Source organism: Hymenobacter sp. HD11105, from assembly GCF_054051685.1.
The window spans coordinates 104,998-122,323 of sequence record NZ_JBSWBR010000003.1; the positions used below are offsets into that span (position 1 = coordinate 104,998).

Sequence of the window (17,326 nt, forward strand, 5' to 3'; positions counted from 1 at the left end):
GCGAAGGCGCTTTCGAACCTTAGTGAATTAGCAGCTGAACTAGGTAACCGGCGCTTAGCAAAAGTGCTAGGGTATACAGCATCCGCTTTTTCAGCCACAAGGCGGTTAGTAAGCTCAGCAGCAAGCCCATCAACAGCGCCACCTGGGTACCGGTGAAGTGGATGTACTCCCGAAGTTGAGCGGCTGACAAGTGATACTGTTGGGCAGTAGTTGGCTCCCGAGTTTGCCCATACTCGTGCAGGAAGTACAGCAAGGCCAGTAGCACAACCGTTCCTGCCGCTAGCAGCAGTGGTATCAACACGTGCTCCGCGAAGCGACGCTTGCTAGACATAGCAGGTCCTATTAAACTTAAACACCTCGCCAGCGGCGCACCCCGAACCGGGCAATTTTGCCCCCCAGCCACAGCAGCAGCCCGCCATAAAAGCCTACGGCTACCAGCAAGCTAGGTAAGCCAATCCCGAAGTTCAGACTCAGCACCGCAATAAGTACGATGACGCCGAATATGATCCCCGAGATCTTAAGCAGCGTGGCGCGCACGGACTGCCCGACTGGCTCTGACGGGCCGGCGGGAGTCGGCACCGCTGGCCGCGACGGGCTCACCGACGTGGCTAGGAAGCTTTTTCTCATTGCGTTTCAGATAAATAACAAACCCCGTGATAGACAGGATACCCGAAGTCAGGGCGAACAGGCAGTAAACTAACTTGAGCAGTAGGCCCCCAAAGTCGCCGAAGTGTAGGGCTTCTTGCAGGAAGTAAAATTTGCCCCCCAACGTACCTTGGCGCACATCGTAGCGAGCTACTTCGCGGCCAGTCATCTTATCGAGCATGAGCTTATTGATGTGCTTCTCCACTACTTGCCCCCGGATATCACCGGAGATTTCCACAATGCCCTCGCCCGTGGTTGAGGGGGAGATGGTAGCCGGCACCAGCTCGGGAAATGCCCCCCGGGCCACACGCAGGGCCTGATCGTAGTCGACGGGAAGGGCCTGGTCAGCTTCCTTGGTGAGGGGCGTGGGCAGGGCTACCTCGTTGGGCGTTTTCATGCCCATCCACTTCATAAGCTTAGGTTGCAGGCCCAGCCAAGCGCCCGTGCCGGCAATCATAAGGTTGAAGGCCAAGGCCACAATGCCAATGAGTTTGTGCCAGTCGGCGGCAAACACGCGGATATTCTTGGTGCGAATGGCGGCAAAGGCCTGCTTCTTCATGAAGCTGCCGTAGATCAGTAGGCCGGTGAGGCTGATTACAAACAAGGCGATGCCAGCTAGCCCTACTATTTGGCGGCCCCAGTTGCTCTCGTACAAACGCACATGCAGGTTGCGCAGAAAGAAAGCAAAGCTCTTGTAGTAGTCACGTTCCCCAAGCACTTCGCCTGTATACGGATTCACATGAATCTGCTTGTTCTCGGTATCCAGCGGGCCTTTTTGCTTCTTATAGAACATAAACTCCCAGGTACCATCCAGCCGCTGGGGGAGGTTAATTACCTGAAAGTTATACTCCGGATTAGCAGCTTGCAGGCGCTGAGCCGTTGCGGTAAGTGACACCTGGGGGCCGCGCTCAGTCACGTAATGCAGGCGCGGATTGAGGAGATGGTCCAGTTCATCCTTGAACAGCGCAGCCGCGCCCGACACGCTCAGAATGGCGATGATAATGCCGAAGTACAGCCCTACCCAACTATGAATGGCCCAGAGCTTTTTGTTGCCAGCTGTTTTCATGGTGAGATATTAAAGTGAGTCGCGCTTCAGCTTAATGAGTTGTCAGGCCTAAGTCCGGCTAGGGTAGCTAGAACGTGTAGCCGACACTGGCCAATAGGTTGCGCGGGGCGCCCGGATACAGGCGGTTGTAGTCGTAGCCACCTACCCAGTGAGTTTTGTTGAGGAGGTTATTGGCGTTCAAAGCCAGCTGAAACTTGTCGATCTTATAGTAGATGGCCGCGTCGAAGATGGAGTAGCCGGGCAAGGTGAGTAGGGGAGAAAATGTATTGCGGCGGGTCACGAAATTGGCTCCCAAGCCGACGCCGAGGCCCGAAAGAGTGCCTTCGCTAAGCGTGTACTTAGTCCAAAGGCCGCCTTGGTGCCGGGGAGCGTTTTCCTTGGTGCGGCCTATTTCGGTTTCATTGGTGCTTTTACTGATGATGGTGCGGTTGAAGGCGTAGTTGGCTGTGATGCTCCAATCGGGGGTGATGCGGCCGAGCACGTCCAGCTCTACGCCGCGGGCCCGCTCCTGTCCGCGCTGAGCGAGCAGCTCGGGGTTGTCGGGATTGCGGGCGTTGACAAGCACGTTGTTTTGCTCGATCTGGTAGGCGGCCACGGTGGCGGCTAAGCGCTTATTCAAGAATTCGCCCTTCAGACCTCCCTCCCACATCACGCTGGTCAGCGGGTCGAAGGGGCCGCCGAAGATGTCGGGGCTGCCGATGGTGGCGGCCACTTGGGGCTGGTAGCCTTGCACGTAGGTACCGTAAGCGTTCAGCTGATCGGTGAGGGCAAACACCAAGCCCACGCGTGGAATAAGGGCTTCTTGCTTCACGCGCCGGTCGCCGGTGTCTTTCTTATAGTTCAACCACGAAGTGTAGAACTCCTGACGCAAACCGAGCAGCAATTGGGCACGCCCCCACTGAATCTGGTCTTGCAGATAGATGCCGTTCACGTAGTACTTCTCTGGATTGATGGGCGCGCTCTGGAGGAAATAAGTATTGGTATTGGCAATGCTATAGTTGGGGTTGGCCAAGTTGAAGTGTGGTACGTTCGGCACCGGATTGCCTTGGCCATCCAACAGATAGCGGCTGCGGTTAGCTGGATTGTAAGCCCCGGTTATGGCGCCCGTATTGGCAGCGTTGCGGTAGCCGCCGGCCGTTTGCTGGGAGCCACCTTGGGGAATAATGCTCTGGATATAATCGTAGCCGGTCAGCAGCTTGTGCTGGAGCGGGCCCGTTGTTACATCGAAGATGAAGTAGCTGGTCAGGTTATCGGAGTACACCTTACGCAGACGGCGGACGGTCTGCATTTCCATCTGCGTCGGGATTTGCTGGCCCGCCCCGGTTACGGCGTAGCGGTTGGAGGTGCGGTGCTCGAACAAATCTTCATTAGCGCCAAACTTCAGATAAGAAGCGTTGAAGGAGATTTTGTCGCTGAAGCGATGCTGCAAAGAGCCCGTCAGGGTCAGGAAATCTTCTTTGAGATAGTCGCCGGTCTGGTTTAGGGAAAACGAAATGGGTGTCGTGTTCAGATCGGTGCCGGCCGTAGCACCGAAAATGGGTTGGCCCCTATCCAGCTTGCCGCGAGAGTTAGCGTACACCAAGTCCACGTTTACCCGCGTCTTATCGGTGGGCAGAAAGGAGATGGATGGAGCGATGAGCAGCGCGTTATTCTCTTGCAACGTGCGAAACGAACCGGCATTTTGGTAGCCCAGATTCAGACGATACAGCAGGTTTTTGTTCTCGTTTACGGGACCGGTAAAGTCGGCCTGAGCGCGGTACGTATCGAATGTGCCCGTAGACACGGACAAGGACTGGCGGCTTTCGTCGAGTGGCTTTTTGGTGACGCGGTTGATGGTGCCGCCGGGGTCAGCGTTGGCAAACAGCGCTGATGCTGGGCCTTTGATGACTTCTACCCGCTCAATATTGCTCAGCAAGGGCATCGTCCAGAAGTTGCCGGGGTAGCGGAGGCCGTTGAAAAGTTGGGTGCTGCTGCGAAAGCCGCGCAACGTGAAGTCATCGTAGCCTGAAAACTGATTGACCCCACTGATATTCTTAACTACATCGCCGGTGCGGAATGCCTGCTGATCCTGAATAACTTCCTTCGTGACGTAGCTGATGGCCTGAGGCACATCTTTCAGGGCAGTTTCGGTTTTGGTCCCGATGAAGGTGTCGTCGTTTTTATAGCTGGTTTGCTTGCGACCGGTTACTTCTACGCCTTGCAGCTCGGTGGTAGAAGCTAGCAGCGTAGCGTCGGCGCGGGTGGTTTGGCCAGCGGCCACGCTTATCGTCTGCTGCCGCCGCTCGTAGCCCACGGCCGAAAAAACGAGCGTGTAGTCGCCGGGGGGCAAATTTTTGATTTCGTAGGTGCCCTCACTTGTAGTAGCATTACCGTAGGCAGTGCCCACCAAGGCTGCGTTTACTCCCTCGATTGGCCGGCTTTGCGCATCAACTATCTTACCCTGTACGCCGCCCACTAATGCCTGTGCCCAAGCCGAAAATGGCAATATGCTTAGCAGTAACAAAAGCCGAAGTGCAACGGCGACAGGGCGGTAGGTGGTGGAACGGGGCAGCATTTCTTGTTTAGACAGTGTTTAAATAAGGCTCAAAAGTATTGAAGCGGTAGGTGCAACACAAGATTTATTTAGAATTTGTTTAAATAGAATGATGAGTCTGGAACATGATGAAGGGTCCAGACAAGCTTTATTCTCCTGACTAAAACCTTCAGCAGCACAGTTACCAAGCATAAGCTGAACCAAAAAAGCCCCCCAGCAGCTGGCTGGGGGGCTTTTTGAAATCACCGAAGTTATCTAAGCTTTACAAAACCTACATATAAGAGTCTTCATCAATTCTATTCGAGCTAGACAATTGCCGCACCGTCAGATAGCCAAGCAGCAGGAAGGCTGAGAAGAGGATGGTCACGCCATATGTTGTAGGATGAGCGAAAGGGTGCACGATCCGGGTAAGGATATCATAGAATAAGGTGAGCGGATTGGTAAACACGTCCCAGCTATTCCAGCGCAAGTAGCGGCCCAGATAAATACCGAAGCTGCTGAGCACAATGGCTACCGTAGCAAAGCCCCAACCGGCTATGGTGCCCATGCGGCGACGCACAAGGCCTTGCATTTCAATGAGGGAAGCGTAAGCCAGCATTAGTCCGTTCCAGGCACAGGTCAGGATCAGGGCCAGATCATACCAATACGGTACGCCGGGGCGGGGCATGAGGTGAAATAAGTCGGTGAGAATGTAGGGCGCGTTGGGGAAGAACAGCAACCAGATAGCGCCGGCCGGCAGCAGCAAGCGCCGCCGCACGGGCCCCGCCGACAAGCCCAGCATGGTGCTTATTCCAAAGGGAATCAGGGCTAAAAACAGATTCCAGAGCAGAAATACAAACGTTAGCTCCTGGGTCAGAAACACCCGAAACGTAATCAGGACCACGCTCAGGGTGATAGAAGCTCCCAACACAAACAACAAACCAAGACGCTGGCGCAAATGAGCAGGAGAAGGTAGCTGAGGCAGTGAAACAGGCATAAGCAGGTAATAATAGTAAGTCAGGAACCGTAACGACCACATGCGCGCTCTGGGTATAAAGCAGCGCGCTTACAAACGAAATATAAAACACAAACCTTAAACGACATCTGCTTAACCTAGTCAACCTCAACGCTCACTGTTGGGGTTATGTAGGCTGGCTGGGGGGCTTTATCCTGCCCGGTTACCATCCCAGCCAATCCTACGTACCTTTGTGTAGCGCTGAGGCCGCTAAAAGGCCGCGGTGCTTTTTTCCAATTTATTTCATCCTTGACCTCCTCTATGAGGCACTTGTTTACACTTCGCTTGGCCGGTTGGCTATGCAGTTTATGGTGGCTAACGGCACAGGTTGCGCTGGCTCAAACCGCCCCAGTCCGAACCGTAGCGCAGCCTGCAGCCACGAAATCAGTAGCCAAACCTGCTGCTGTGAAACCCTCGCCGGCAACCTCTACCGCACCGGCAACGAAGCCAGCCGCAACCGCCAATAAGCCGGCAACCACCACGGCTGCCCGAAAATCGCCCCCCACGACGGCAAAATCAGCGGTTAAAACGCAACCTCCCCTTCCATCTAACCTCAATTCAGCGGATCAGAACACGCGTTACCAGAACGGCAAAGTGCTGATCGACCAAGGCCGCTACGATCTGGCAATGCAGGAACTGGCGCCCCTCACCCCGCCGTCTGCTCGCTTTGAGCGCGGCGCTGATGCCGCCTATCTATATGCTGTAGCCGCCACCCGCGCCAAAAAGTGGGCTGAAGCCGAGCAGATGCTGAACTTGATACGGTCGGAGTATACCAGGTGGGACAACTTGCCCGAAGCCTTATTCCTACAAGCTCAAGTGTCCTTTGAGCAGGGTGAACCCGACAACGCGTTGAAAGTGCTGCAAGAAATTCCAAACAAATCTTTGGAGGCCGAACAAGAGGCAATGAAGGCCACTTACTTGGGCCGCTTACAAGATAAGACCTTGTTTCAAAGCCTACTACAGCGCTACCCTAAAGATGCCGCGGTGGCTCGCGCCTACGCCGACAAGCTGGTTATGGGCGGTTGGTACACCCCAGCCGATAAGCCTGTGCTCGAGCAGCTAATTAAGGATTTCTCGCTTGATCGGGCGCGGTATTCGGCTTTTCCAAATGCCCAGAAAAAGGCCATCTATAAAGTAGCCGTGCTGTTGCCTTTCGAGTTTAATGATCCCAGCTGGGAGAAAGTGCGGCGGACGCAGTTCGTCACCGACCTTTACGCTGGTCTACAGCTGGCCCAAGACTCATTACAACGCGAGGGTCGTCCGGTGCAGCTGTATGCCTACGACACCGGTGCCGACACCTTACAGCTCAAGCAAGTTCTGGCCTTGCCCGAGCTAGCCGGCATGGACATGATTATTGGTCCTATTTATAAGTCGGGCAGCAAGCTACTAGCCCGCTACGCCCAACAGCGCCAGATTATTACTGTAAATCCTCTTTCTCAGGATGGTAGCCTAGTCATTGATAACAACTGGCATTACTTGTTTGAGCCAAGCATGGCCACCCAGGCCCGAGTAGCCGCACAATATGCCTTCTCCACCTTTGCGGGCCGTACCGCTGCCGTTTTGTACGAGGAAACCAGTGATGAAACGGCCTTCGCGCAAGCTTACAAAACCGCCTACGAAGGGCTGGGGGGCAAAGTGCAGTTGCTGCGGCGCATTAATTCCAATGCGGAAGAGTCGTTGCCGGCGGCCTTCGCAGGTATCGATTTAAATACTCTGGGTCACCTTGTAGTAGCGTCCGATAATCGCAAGGCCGGTGCCTTTGCCATCAAGCATTTGCAAGAACAGGCGGCGCTGTTGCCCCTTATCACCTACAGTTCGTGGCTGGAAAACCCGTCGGTAAGCCCCAGCCGCCTCGACGCCCGCGACGTGTATTTCATTCATCGCAAATACCTAGATCCTACCAATATGGGTGTGCGGCGCTTTCGGCAGCTCTATGTGCAACGGCACAATTTGCCCCCCAGCGTGTATGCGCATTCAGGCTTTGAGCTGCTGTACTACTTCGGCACTCAGTTGCACCAGCACGGGCCTGCGTTTCAGCAGGGCTTAGCGAACTCCGGGCCTATTTCAGGGTCGTTGTTCTTAGGCATTGGTTACCCAGCCGGCACCCACGACAACCAATATGTGCCCCTCACCAAGCTTGAGCGCTTGGAGGTGGAGGTGCAAAACCCGGTGGGCGGACGCTAAAAATTTCGCCTTATCTGGTTAGACTTTTACTCGCTTCATCTGTTTTATAAGCTATGAATTCAATCTCTCTTTCACCCGCTCCTGAGCTTACGCTGACCTCCAGCGCTACCTTATTTGAACGCGCCAAAAACCATATCCCCGGCGGCGTCAACTCCCCCGTACGGGCCTTCCGGGCCGTAGGCGGCCACCCCGTCTTCATGCATTCGGCCCAAGGTGCTTGGCTGACCGATGTCGATGGGAATAAATATCTTGACCTTATAAACTCTTGGGGCCCAATGATTTTGGGCCATGCACCGCAAGTGGTGCTCGATGCTGTGCAAGCGGCTATTCCAAGCTCACTTTCGTTTGGGGCTCCTACCCGCCGCGAGGTGGAGATGGCCGAGCTCATCAAAGCTATGGTACCCAGTATCGAGAAAGTACGCTTAGTAAACTCGGGCACCGAAGCTACCATGTCGGCCATCCGGGTGGCGCGCGGCTATACGGGGCGCGACAAGATCATCAAGTTCGAGGGCTGCTACCACGGCCACGGTGACTCCTTCCTGATAGCGGCTGGCAGCGGTGCACTCACCCTGGGCACACCCGATTCGCCGGGCGTAACGCAAGGTGTGGCCCGCGACACCATCACGGTGCCTTACAACGACGTTGAAGCCGCCCGCCAAGCCATCCAAGTTAATGCTGGTCAGGTGGCCGCTTTGATTCTGGAACCCGTAGTGGGCAATATGGGCTTGGTAGCGCCCGCTGAGGGCTACCTGCAGGCCCTGCGCGACTTGTGCACCGAGCACGGCATCGTCCTGATTTTTGATGAGGTGATGACTGGCTTCCGCTTGGCTCGTGGTGGCGCCCAGGAACTGTATGGCGTGATGCCTGACATGACTACTTTGGGTAAAATCATTGGTGGTGGTATGCCGGTGGGTGCCTATGGTGGCCGCCAAGATATTATGGATAATGTGGCCCCTGCCGGTAAAGTATACCAAGCCGGCACGCTGTCGGGAAACCCGATTGCCACGGCGGCTGGCATTGCGCAGCTTACTTACCTTCAGCAACACCCGGAGCTGTACACAGAGCTCGACCGCATTACGGCCCGCCTCGCCGATGGCACCCGCCAGATTGCCGCCGACCTTGGCCTAAACTACACCGTGAACCGCGTTGGCTCTATGTTCAGCGTGTTTTTCACCGATAAGCCCGTCCATAATCTTGAGGACGCCAAAACTTCGGACACGGAAGCTTTCGGCCGCTACTTTCAAGCTATGCTACGTCGTGGAATCTATCTGGCTCCAGCTCAATACGAAGCCTTATTCGTAAGCACTGCCATAACCGATGACTTGGTCGACATGTACCTTACTGCCTGCCAGGAGTCCATGCGTGAAGCACACGGATTATAGAGTATTTTTAAAAGTTAAAAAGCCCCCCAGAGCAACTCTGGGGGGCTTTATTTCGCGGGTAATAGCCTGACGCGCTACAGCGAGAATGTCGGCCGCGCCGCTATTATCTCTATCTTGACTTACGCGCATTTGGTGTAATGAGGCTTTTGACCCAGCTACGTAGAGCCAACACTTGCCCGTTTGATTTGTCAAAATCAAGTAAGGCAATCAACTTATTGCTTTTACATTTTCGCCTGTTTTCACGTCGCAATTATTGTTTTTCAACTGATAAAAGTAGCTGTGTGGAGCCTCAGCCCTTTATCTCTTCTTTCATGAAATCACTTTTATTCACTGGATTCCTTGCCTGCGGAATAAACACTACATCTCTGGCTCAAACGGCCGAAAAAGCCCCCCTGCATACTTCTTCTGCTTTATTTAGCAAAGGCACTACTATGATAAATGTTGGGGCTGGCGTTGGGCTGAACTACAGTGGGTCTGGCTACAGCTACTCCAAGTTGAACAACGTCAGCTCGTGGCCAGCGCTTAGTGTGAGCTTTGAGCGAGGAATTACAGAGAACATCGGCCCTGGAGTTATTGGTATCGGCGGCCTGCTAGGCTACAAGCATTACAGTTGGCAGTCGAGTGGCGAAGACGGGGCGTGGGAGGGCATAGTGATAACCGGTCGTGGCACTTACCACTATAATCTGTTGCGCCACCCCAAGCTTGACACGTACGTGGGCGTAGCAGTGGGAATCCGGCGGGAAAAGTACCACTACGAAAGCCTTGATATCACGAATTACTCTTCGTACTCCCGTAGTGGTATTGCCTTCCAACCTGGCCTATTTATAGGTGGCCGTTACTTCGTAAGCAATACCGTAGGTGCTTTTATGGAAGTAGGCTACGACGTGAGCTATCTTAAAGCAGGGCTCACAGCCAGGTTTTAAATCAGTACTACAGCCTACTCACTTACGCTATTCATTCCTTTTGCTCGTCATTTCTGCCTGACCCCGCTTGAGCTAGCCGAGCAAAGCTACCCCGCGTACTGCTACCTCATAAGCGGGCTAGGCAAGGCTAGTGCCCAAGGTCAACTGTAGAAGTAGACGGCCTGGGGGCATTTATTTGGTTCAATCATTTCAAATCAGTCCTGCGACTATTATAGGCGTGAACCAGCGGTTACCTTTGCGGCCAAACTGTGCTTGCTCCTATGCCCCGCTTTCGTCTTTTTTCCTCTTCGCTGCTGCTGTGGTGCCTCTTGCTGCCATCTTTGCTTCAAGCGCAGAATACTCCAGCAGCGGCCAACAAGCTCCTTTTCGACCGTAGTATCGACGAGCTGAACTTTCGCACGATGGAAACCGTGTACGATAAGTCGTTTACCCGGCGCAAATTCCCGGTTACGCTGCGCACCTACCAAGCCCGTAAAGAGTTCGACGATTTCAATAACAACGCCGATCTGAAGCGGCTGTTTATGAATTATAACGATGTGTCAGAGCGTTTTAAAAACCGCTTCGGCAAAGGTCGCCGCGACTTAGCTGAGTTTGAAAAGCAGCTAAACTCAGTGCTAATCGACAAAAACTTTGAGTTTTTTATCCGGGTGCTGCCCCGTGAGGAGCGCGTTGCGCTTATCCGATCGTTGCAGCGTGTTATCAAGCAGGCGGCGGCACAGTTTAATGCCTCCGAAGATCCGGCACCCGAAGATATAGCCGCCGATGGCGCCGCCGTCCCGCCTGCTGATGTCGATGCGGAGCCTATTACCTCGCCCGCTCCGCTCGAAGACCCCACGCCCCAGCCCGAACAGCGAACTACAAGTTCGGCTCCGCCCGTAGCACGCTCTGCTGACGCCCCAGTTCGCCACGATTGGGTTGATTATTTCACCCTGCTGCTGGCTGGTACTTCCTCCCTACTCTTATTATATCTTATCGTGAGCGTGCTGCCCGATTTGCGCGCTCGCTTCGATGCGCTGGCCGACCAGGTAGATCCGCAGGCCGAGCGCCGCACGCCGCGCCGTGATGCCAACGACTTACCCGAAGATCGGTACGAAGAGGAAGACAATCAATAAGTACTCAGCAGGATAAGTGCACCAGCGGCTTAGCTGAAGCCCTATTTCCTATTGCTCCTTGTTTGCCCCGTTGACCCATACATTTTACTTTATACAATGATTCTGACCGATCAGCAAATCCTGGCCGAAATAGAGCGAGGCAACATCGTCATTGAGCCTTACGACCGGGCTTGCTTAGGTACCAACTCCTATGACGTGCACCTGGGCCGCTACTTGGCCACCTACCGCGATGCGGTGCTGGATGCCCGCGCCCACAACGAGATAGACGTGTTTGAAATGCCTACCGAAGGCTTCGTTTTGGAGCCAGGCACCTTGTATTTGGGCGTCACGGAAGAGTATACGGAGAGCCATGCCCAGGTTCCCTTCTTAGAGGGCAAATCTAGCGTCGGCCGCCTCGGCATCGACATTCATGCTACTGCCGGCAAAGGCGACGTAGGCTTCTGCAATACTTGGACCCTCGAAATTTCGGTGACGCAGCGGGTACGCGTTTACCCCGGAATGCCCATCGGTCAGCTTATTTACTTTGCGGTGCAAGGCGACGTACAGACGTTTTATAACCGCAAAGCCAACGCCAAGTACAATGAACGCACCGACAAACCCGTTGAGTCAATGATGTGGAAGAATGTGTGGTAATAGTTGAGGTAGTTGCGCAGGCAGACAAGCCAAGCAATAGCGTGAAACAGCCAACCTTTTAGGCATTTAACTCGCTTTGCTTTGCAGTATTCCTGAACCCACTGGCACAGTTTTTCGTTATTATCCTGACAACTGCTGCACCTCGCGTCTTCTTATTGGGGAGCAGCATCTGAACCGCAAGCAGCCAAACTACCGATACTGATGAGAAAGAAACTTGCCACCGCCGCCTTGGCCCTCACCGCAACTTTCGGTGCGCAGGCTCAACAGAAGCCTGCTACCACCGCTATGCCTCAGGACCAAACCCGTTCCACGCCGCGCCTGAATGGCGTGCAGGAGCGTGCTCAACGACTCTCCGAGCAAATGGCTCGTGAGCTGCGCCTGAATGGCTATCAGGCTACGAAAGTACGTGCCATCAACGAAGATAAGATAGCCAAAATGGCGGCCATTGAGCAGAAACACGCCGGCAATCCTCAGCTAATTGATGAGCAATGCAAGGGCGTGTGCAAGGAGCGCGATAAAGAATTGCTCTCGGTATTGAGCAACAACCAGTACAGCGACTACTTCGATTCGCGTGCCTCTTTCTATAAGTACGATAAGGATTACGCAGCCAAGGCTTCGGATGTATTGTTCGTAAAATCAGTGCAAAACCCGTTGCCGGTTAGCAGCAAGGGTGCTACCATCGGGCCTGCCAAGACAGCTACTACGCCAGCCGCTTCTAACAACGGCACCAAGTAGATTGCTGTTATCAGTATCAAAAAAGCCCCCCAGAACTAGTTCTGGGGGGCTTTTTTCGTAAAACGGCGCGTTGGCGCGGCTCGTTAAGTTACTTGCTCTTGCGCTCCTCTTCTTCCAAATGATCCATGAGCGTACGGCACAACTCCTGCATCTTGGCTGCCATCACCTTATCATTGGTGGCGGTAGTAATGCTTTCGGCCATGGCCCCAATCGTATCCACGTAGAAACGCTTCATTTCATCTACGGGCATTTCCTTGGTCCAAAGGTCGATCTTCATCGTGCCACGCTCGTCGCGGTCCCAGAGGGCAATATTGATGGCCTTAGCAAAGTGAATGTCTGGACCAGCATCCGTCGCCTGCCAGCTGATGGCCTCAGGCACTTTCTGGTCGTCGAGGGCGATACTAAAGCGAATTTCTGATTTCTTCATTGTTTGAATTGCTAAATGGCTGTGGGTTAAATGGCTGATCGCTCCAGTGACGCGCATACGCCAGCAGAACAATTAACCATTTAACCCACAGTTATTTAACTAGCTAAATTTAAACGTAGTTGTTAAGCATTACCGGCATCACGAGCATCAGAATGCTTTCGTTTTCGTCGGCGGTGGTAGGCATGAGCAAACCGGCGCGGTTAGGCGTGCTCAGTTCCAGCGTAATTTCTTCGGAGTCGATGTTAGACAGCATTTCAGCCAAGAAACGGGCATTGAAGCCGATTTCCATGTCCTCACCTTCGTACTGACAAGCGAGTCGCTCACTGGCTTCGTTACTGAAATCCAAGTCCTCAGCCGATACTGTCAATTCAGAACCCGCTAAGCGCAAGCGCACCTGGTGGGTTGTTTTGTTAGAGTAGATCGAGATACGCTTTACCGAGTTCAAGAAGTCGGCGCGGCTAATGATGAGGCGGTTGGGGTTGCTCACCGGAATCACGTTCTCGTAGTCAGGGTAGCGCTCATCAATCAGGCGGCACACCAAGCGCATCTGATTGAAGCTAAAGAAAGCATTGGAGCTATTGAACTCCACTTTCACCGTAGTGGCCTCCGAAGGCAGCGCGCTTTTAAGTAGGTTAAACGCCTTACGGGGAATAATTAGGTTAGCTGACTGGCCTGCACCTACATCAAGGCGACGGTATCGCAATAGGCGGTGACCATCGGTGGCCACAAACGTGGCTTGGTTGTCAGCTAACTGCACCAAAATACCCGTCATAGCTGGCCGCAGTTCATCGGTGCTTACGGCGAAGATGGTCTTGTTGATAGCCCGCGCCAACGACGACGACGGCATCTCAATCGGCGCAGAGCCCTTCACAACTGGCACGCGTGGGAAGTCGGTGGCGTTTTCGCCAGCTAGCTTGTAGCGCCCGTTGGCCGAGCTGATCTCAATCGTATAGGTTTCCTCGTCGAGGGTAAACGTAACAGGCTGGTCAGGCAGATTTTTGAGCGTATCAAGTAGAATGCGGGCTGGGGCCGCTATGCGACCGGTTTCGCGGGCTTCTACCGGCAGCTCAGTTATCATGCTGGTCTCCAGATCGGAGGCCGTAATGGTCAACTTGCCGTCCTCAATCTCGAAAAGAAAGTTTTCCAGAATGGGCACCACGGGGTTGTTCGTGACCACGCCATTGATGCTCTGGAGTTGCTTGAGCAAGGCGGAAGACGAGACAATAAATTTCATAGAGTGGGGGTTCGGCCAGGGTTACGGTAAGGCGACAAAGATAGGAAACGCACCCGGCTTTGCCAGCGCCCTCTAGCGGGAATAACACGAGCAATATATCGGATATTATTAGGCTTAATAAGCTAATTTACTTTTGGGCTTATTCGGCTACTACATCATGTTCGTGAGCTACTCTTGCCTTGTATAAGCACTCACCCATATATTAGCGAATACTTAAAAAGGTACGGGGCGCCAGACGAAGTCACACGACTTTTACTACGGCCGCTGCGCTAAAACCTGATTTTATATTTTTTCTTCATGCTCCCCCAGCCTCTTCACCATCTAGTTTATCAGAGTGTTGCCACTTGGCCCATGGGCGACAAAGCACTGGAAGCGCTGCTCACTCAGTCGCGTGACTGGAACACTCAGCATCAGCTGACGGGTGTACTGCTTTATAGTGAGGACAATATTATGCAGGTATTGGAAGGACCGAAAGATGAGGTGTTCTACATTTTTGAGAGGATAGTGCGCGACGCGCGCCATCGTAACGTGACGAAACTCGCTGATGGAAGTATTCAACATCGTCACTTTTCTCACTGGTCTATGGGCTTCAAAGCAGTAGCCCCCGATGAATTCAAGCATCTGGCTGGTTACCTGAACATCAACCAAGCGGACTTTTTGCCCCCCAGCCCCGCAACTAACGACGCGTCTTTGCATTCGCTGCTGGCTTCGTTTGTTGCTGATGATGTTATTCGCTTTTAGCAACTCGTTGTTTCCAACCAAAAAGCCCAGCTCAAGAGCCGGGCTTTTTGGTTAGGAGAGATATTAAACGATGGCTAATTACTCTGCCCTGATGCTTCATCAAATACAAGCCTTCTAGATATTAATTAGATCGAAAGGAAGCATACCTACGCTTGCGCCGCCACGCCCGGAATAACCCGAATGCCCCCAGCAACACCAGCGGCGCGCCAATATTAAGCATCTGCCAGCGGCGGCGCTGCTCAGCTATCTTCACCTTATCTAGCGGACGCAGGGTGATTTGCTTACCGCGTACGGCAATAAGACCTGTTTCATCGAGCATGTAGTCGACTGCGTTCAGGGCTACTTCCCGGTTGGCAAACTCGGTGTTGGCAAGGCGGTCGAAGCCAAGGCGAAAAGGCTGGCCGGTCTTGGGGTCAAGCTCGCTCCGCACAAAGTCACCATCCCCGATGACGAGTACTTTGCCGGGCTTGGCATTTGGTGAAGTAGCTGGTTGAAACTGCGTTGTGCCCGGCTGGGCTCGATTAGCAAACAACGACCTAAACTGACCTTCTAGCAGGTAGCCAACGGGCCGGAAGCTCTCCTGATAAAGCTTGGCGTTCGGTTCGAGGCGAGCGTCATTCAGGTTGATGGGCACTGGGGAAGGCAGCACGCGCGTGTAGCGGGAGGTAAACATAAGGGGCGTTTTGCGAATACCTACCGCCTTCACCGTGTCTATTGTGCTCACAAATTTGGTGTACACCGCGTCTAGATTGCGGGTGATGGGGTGCGGGCTAAACTGATTGATGAGCGGGTAAAACTGCCAGGGCATGGGCTCCACCGTGGGTTGGTCGCCGGTGGTACCGGTCACGAGTGGGATAACACCGGAGTTTAGGTCGAGCACGAGGTTAGGGTTAATTCGCACCCCGTATTTGAACAGCAGATCCTCTAAGTTGAGCTGGTAGGGAAACGAGAGCATTCCGCCCCGGGCCGCGCTATCGAGATTGACGCGCATGGCGTCCACAAAAAACAGGGCTTTCCCTCCCCTAGTGATAAATTGATCGAGCTTAAACTTTTCGATTTCTGTGTAAGCTTGCTGTGGTTTGGCCACAATCACCGCGTCGAGGGTGCGCAGATTAGGAACAACGGCCAGGTTGACGCGGTACACATCGTAGTATTCCTGCAAGGAGCCAATCAGGTCGCCAGCCTCGGCGTTGGTTAGCTCGCCGTGGCCTTCTACTACGCCGATAATCTTGCGGCGACCGGGGGCCAGTTTCCGGATGTTGCTAGCCAACTCATACTCTAGACCCTCGATACTTTGATTCAGGCGCACATCGGAAGAGGCGGTTTGGTTGCCGCGTAAGAGCAATACTTGTTTCTCGCGCGGACCAACTGCCACAGTGGCCCAGGGAAAGACAATTTTCTCCACTCGTTTGCCATTTTCGGTGGCGGCGAGGTTAGTGGGACGCAGGCCCTTTTTGATCAGCGTTTCATAATACTCACTGCGCGCTTTCTCGGAGCCAGCCGCAGATGGATCGACGAAGACGTAGCGCAAATTTGCCCCTCCGTACACCTGCATCTCGTTCAGCGTCTCGCGCACGGCCTGTTGGAGGCGGCGAAACGCGGGCGGAAAGTCGCCATCCAGATACACTGTGACGGTCACCGGCTCCGTCAGGTTTTGCAGCAGTTGCTTGGTGGCCGGCGACATGGTATAGCGCTTCTCTTCGGTCAGATCGAGGCGAAAAAAAAGGCGCTGCCCGATAAAGTTGAAGAGCAAGAGCAGCCCGATGATGAGCAGAAACCTGATTAGGTCGCGTCGTTTGCGGGAAGAAGGAAGTTGTGCTTCTGACATGTTGTGTTGGGAGCCGCACCGTGAGCTGTTGAGGCCGGTGAGGAAAGCGTGATTACCAGTTGCGGCTTTGTAGTACTAGCCGTGTAGCCAGCAGCAGTCCGGCCATCAAGCTGAAAAAGTACGTAAGGTCGCGGGAGTCGATGAGGCCTTTGCTGATGTCGCGGTAATGGGCTGCAATGCCGAGCTGACTAATGTAATAAGCCGGGCTGCCGTCGAACACCGAAGCCAGCGAATCAAAGCCCGAGTACACTAGAAAGCAGCCGACTACCGCGACCAAAAAGGCAATAATTTGGTCGCGGGTAATAGCGGAAGCAAATACGCCCATCGCCACGAACACACCCGCCAGCAGCGCCAGCCCCAAGTAAGAACCGACCGTTGCCGCGGAGTCGATATTGCCCACGGGGTTGCCGAGCTGATACACTGAATAATAGTAGAGCAGCGTGGGCAGCAAGGCCAGCAGCGTGAGCAGCAGACAAGCCAGAAATTTGCCCCCCAAGATCTGCCCATCGGTGAGGGGGCGAGTGAGCAGCAACTCCATCGTACCCGCTTTTTTCTCCTCAGCGAAAGTGCGCATGGTGATGGCTGGAATCAGAAACAGAAAGATCCAGGGAGCTATATTGAACAACGTTTGCAGGTCGGCATAACCGTAATCCAGCACGCTGCTATCGGGAAATACCCAAACGAATAGCCCGGTAGCCACCAGAAATACACCCATCACCACATAGGCTACTGGCGAGCTGAGGAAGGCGTTGAATTCTTTGCGAAGAATGGCAAACATTAGATTGATGAGTAAAGAAGATCGTCATGCAGAGCGGCGCGAAGCATCTCGCACGTTTAGCGGGGTTAGTAATCCAGCATCAGCGCGCTAGATCCTTAGTCGCCGCTTAAT

The 17,326-nt window shown here is 53.9% G+C and carries 16 protein-coding genes; 7 read left to right on the forward strand and 9 right to left on the reverse strand.

The annotated features are described in order from the left end of the window. Nucleotides 1-19: 19 nt before the first annotated feature. The 5 genes from ACW9KT_RS11200 to ACW9KT_RS11220 all read right to left on the reverse strand — a co-directional run bounded on the left by ACW9KT_RS11200 (nt 20) and on the right by ACW9KT_RS11220 (nt 5,220). Entirely contained in the window at nt 20-331 is a 312-nt protein-coding gene (locus tag ACW9KT_RS11200; RefSeq protein ID WP_457080353.1) for a hypothetical protein, read from the reverse strand. A 17-nt stretch (nt 332-348) separates the two neighbouring features. Next, the gene (locus tag ACW9KT_RS11205) at nt 349-537 is read right to left on the reverse strand and encodes a hypothetical protein (protein WP_457080355.1); all 189 of its coding nucleotides are present in this window, start codon (nt 535-537) and stop codon (nt 349-351) included. Then, a complete protein-coding gene (locus ACW9KT_RS11210; protein ID WP_457080357.1) occupies nt 518-1,711 on the reverse strand; it encodes a PepSY-associated TM helix domain-containing protein in 1,194 nt (397 codons plus the stop codon). Before ACW9KT_RS11210 ends, ACW9KT_RS11205 begins: the two co-directional genes overlap by 20 nt. Before the next feature lie 67 nt (nt 1,712-1,778). Next, nucleotides 1,779-4,265, reverse strand: a complete 2,487-nt coding sequence (locus ACW9KT_RS11215) for a TonB-dependent siderophore receptor (RefSeq protein ID WP_457080359.1) — start codon at nt 4,263-4,265, stop codon at nt 1,779-1,781. A gap of 250 nt (nt 4,266-4,515) precedes the next feature. Further along, on the reverse strand, nt 4,516-5,220 hold the full coding sequence (locus ACW9KT_RS11220) for a DUF1361 domain-containing protein (protein ID WP_457080361.1): 705 nt from the start codon (nt 5,218-5,220) through the stop codon (nt 4,516-4,518). 423 nt (nt 5,221-5,643) lie between these two features. Here ACW9KT_RS11220 and ACW9KT_RS11225 point away from each other — a divergent pair, with 423 nt between their 5' ends. The 6 genes from ACW9KT_RS11225 (at nt 5,644) to ACW9KT_RS11250 (ending at nt 12,207) form a co-directional block, all read left to right on the forward strand. After that, entirely contained in the window at nt 5,644-7,422 is a 1,779-nt protein-coding gene (locus ACW9KT_RS11225; protein WP_457080363.1) for an ABC transporter substrate-binding protein, read from the forward strand. 53 nt (nt 7,423-7,475) lie between these two features. Beyond that, nucleotides 7,476-8,804 carry a glutamate-1-semialdehyde 2,1-aminomutase gene (hemL, locus tag ACW9KT_RS11230; protein ID WP_457080365.1) on the forward strand — a complete coding sequence of 443 codons (1,329 nt, stop codon included), beginning with the start codon at nt 7,476-7,478 and terminating at the stop codon, nt 8,802-8,804. 311 nt (nt 8,805-9,115) lie between these two features. After that, a complete protein-coding gene (locus ACW9KT_RS11235; protein WP_457080367.1) occupies nt 9,116-9,727 on the forward strand; it encodes a hypothetical protein in 612 nt (203 codons plus the stop codon). A gap of 260 nt (nt 9,728-9,987) precedes the next feature. Further along, nucleotides 9,988-10,839: a hypothetical protein gene (locus ACW9KT_RS11240; RefSeq protein ID WP_457080369.1), complete on the forward strand. Its 852-nt coding sequence runs from the start codon at nt 9,988-9,990 to the stop codon at nt 10,837-10,839. A 96-nt stretch (nt 10,840-10,935) separates the two neighbouring features. Beyond that, nucleotides 10,936-11,472, forward strand: a complete 537-nt coding sequence (gene dcd, locus ACW9KT_RS11245; protein WP_457080371.1) for a dCTP deaminase — start codon at nt 10,936-10,938, stop codon at nt 11,470-11,472. A 201-nt stretch (nt 11,473-11,673) separates the two neighbouring features. Continuing rightward, the gene (locus ACW9KT_RS11250; RefSeq protein WP_457080373.1) at nt 11,674-12,207 is read left to right on the forward strand and encodes a hypothetical protein; all 534 of its coding nucleotides are present in this window, start codon (nt 11,674-11,676) and stop codon (nt 12,205-12,207) included. Between the two features lie 88 nt (nt 12,208-12,295). On the opposite strand, the gene gldC is transcribed toward ACW9KT_RS11250, so the two are convergent. Both gldC and dnaN read right to left on the reverse strand, forming a co-directional pair. Then, nucleotides 12,296-12,634 carry a gliding motility protein GldC gene (gldC, locus tag ACW9KT_RS11255; RefSeq protein WP_457080375.1) on the reverse strand — a complete coding sequence of 113 codons (339 nt, stop codon included), beginning with the start codon at nt 12,632-12,634 and terminating at the stop codon, nt 12,296-12,298. A 109-nt stretch (nt 12,635-12,743) separates the two neighbouring features. Next, nucleotides 12,744-13,868, reverse strand: a complete 1,125-nt coding sequence (gene dnaN, locus ACW9KT_RS11260; RefSeq protein WP_457080377.1) for a DNA polymerase III subunit beta — start codon at nt 13,866-13,868, stop codon at nt 12,744-12,746. Nucleotides 13,869-14,165: 297 nt separating this feature from the next. Here dnaN and ACW9KT_RS11265 point away from each other — a divergent pair, with 297 nt between their 5' ends. Continuing rightward, nucleotides 14,166-14,609, forward strand: a complete 444-nt coding sequence (locus tag ACW9KT_RS11265; protein WP_457080379.1) for a BLUF domain-containing protein — start codon at nt 14,166-14,168, stop codon at nt 14,607-14,609. Nucleotides 14,610-14,730: 121 nt separating this feature from the next. Here the strand turns inward: ACW9KT_RS11265 and gldG are convergent, their stop codons facing one another. Further along, the gene (gene gldG, locus ACW9KT_RS11270; protein ID WP_457080381.1) at nt 14,731-16,437 is read right to left on the reverse strand and encodes a gliding motility-associated ABC transporter substrate-binding protein GldG; all 1,707 of its coding nucleotides are present in this window, start codon (nt 16,435-16,437) and stop codon (nt 14,731-14,733) included. Nucleotides 16,438-16,489: 52 nt separating this feature from the next. Further along, nucleotides 16,490-17,215: a gliding motility-associated ABC transporter permease subunit GldF gene (gene gldF, locus ACW9KT_RS11275; RefSeq protein WP_457080383.1), complete on the reverse strand. Its 726-nt coding sequence runs from the start codon at nt 17,213-17,215 to the stop codon at nt 16,490-16,492. Nucleotides 17,216-17,326: the final 111 nt, after the last annotated feature.

Bases quoted from the DNA above. Each gene is read 5' to 3' on its own strand.
- ACW9KT_RS11235 (WP_457080367.1), top strand. From the start codon at position 9,116: ATGAAATCACTTTTATTCACTGGATTCCTTGCCTGCGGAATAAACACT.
- dcd (WP_457080371.1), top strand. From the start codon at position 10,936: ATGATTCTGACCGATCAGCAAATCCTGGCCGAAATAGAGCGAGGCAAC.
- gldG (WP_457080381.1), bottom strand. From the start codon at position 16,437: ATGTCAGAAGCACAACTTCCTTCTTCCCGCAAACGACGCGACCTAATC.
- ACW9KT_RS11215 (WP_457080359.1), bottom strand. From the start codon at position 4,265: ATGCTGCCCCGTTCCACCACCTACCGCCCTGTCGCCGTTGCACTTCGG.
- dnaN (WP_457080377.1), bottom strand. From the start codon at position 13,868: ATGAAATTTATTGTCTCGTCTTCCGCCTTGCTCAAGCAACTCCAGAGC.
- ACW9KT_RS11240 (WP_457080369.1), top strand. From the start codon at position 9,988: ATGCCCCGCTTTCGTCTTTTTTCCTCTTCGCTGCTGCTGTGGTGCCTC.
- ACW9KT_RS11250 (WP_457080373.1), top strand. From the start codon at position 11,674: ATGAGAAAGAAACTTGCCACCGCCGCCTTGGCCCTCACCGCAACTTTC.
- gldC (WP_457080375.1), bottom strand. From the start codon at position 12,634: ATGAAGAAATCAGAAATTCGCTTTAGTATCGCCCTCGACGACCAGAAA.
- hemL (WP_457080365.1), top strand. From the start codon at position 7,476: ATGAATTCAATCTCTCTTTCACCCGCTCCTGAGCTTACGCTGACCTCC.
- ACW9KT_RS11200 (WP_457080353.1), bottom strand. From the start codon at position 331: ATGTCTAGCAAGCGTCGCTTCGCGGAGCACGTGTTGATACCACTGCTG.
- ACW9KT_RS11210 (WP_457080357.1), bottom strand. From the start codon at position 1,711: ATGAAAACAGCTGGCAACAAAAAGCTCTGGGCCATTCATAGTTGGGTA.
- ACW9KT_RS11220 (WP_457080361.1), bottom strand. From the start codon at position 5,220: ATGCCTGTTTCACTGCCTCAGCTACCTTCTCCTGCTCATTTGCGCCAG.
- ACW9KT_RS11265 (WP_457080379.1), top strand. From the start codon at position 14,166: ATGCTCCCCCAGCCTCTTCACCATCTAGTTTATCAGAGTGTTGCCACT.
- gldF (WP_457080383.1), bottom strand. From the start codon at position 17,215: ATGTTTGCCATTCTTCGCAAAGAATTCAACGCCTTCCTCAGCTCGCCA.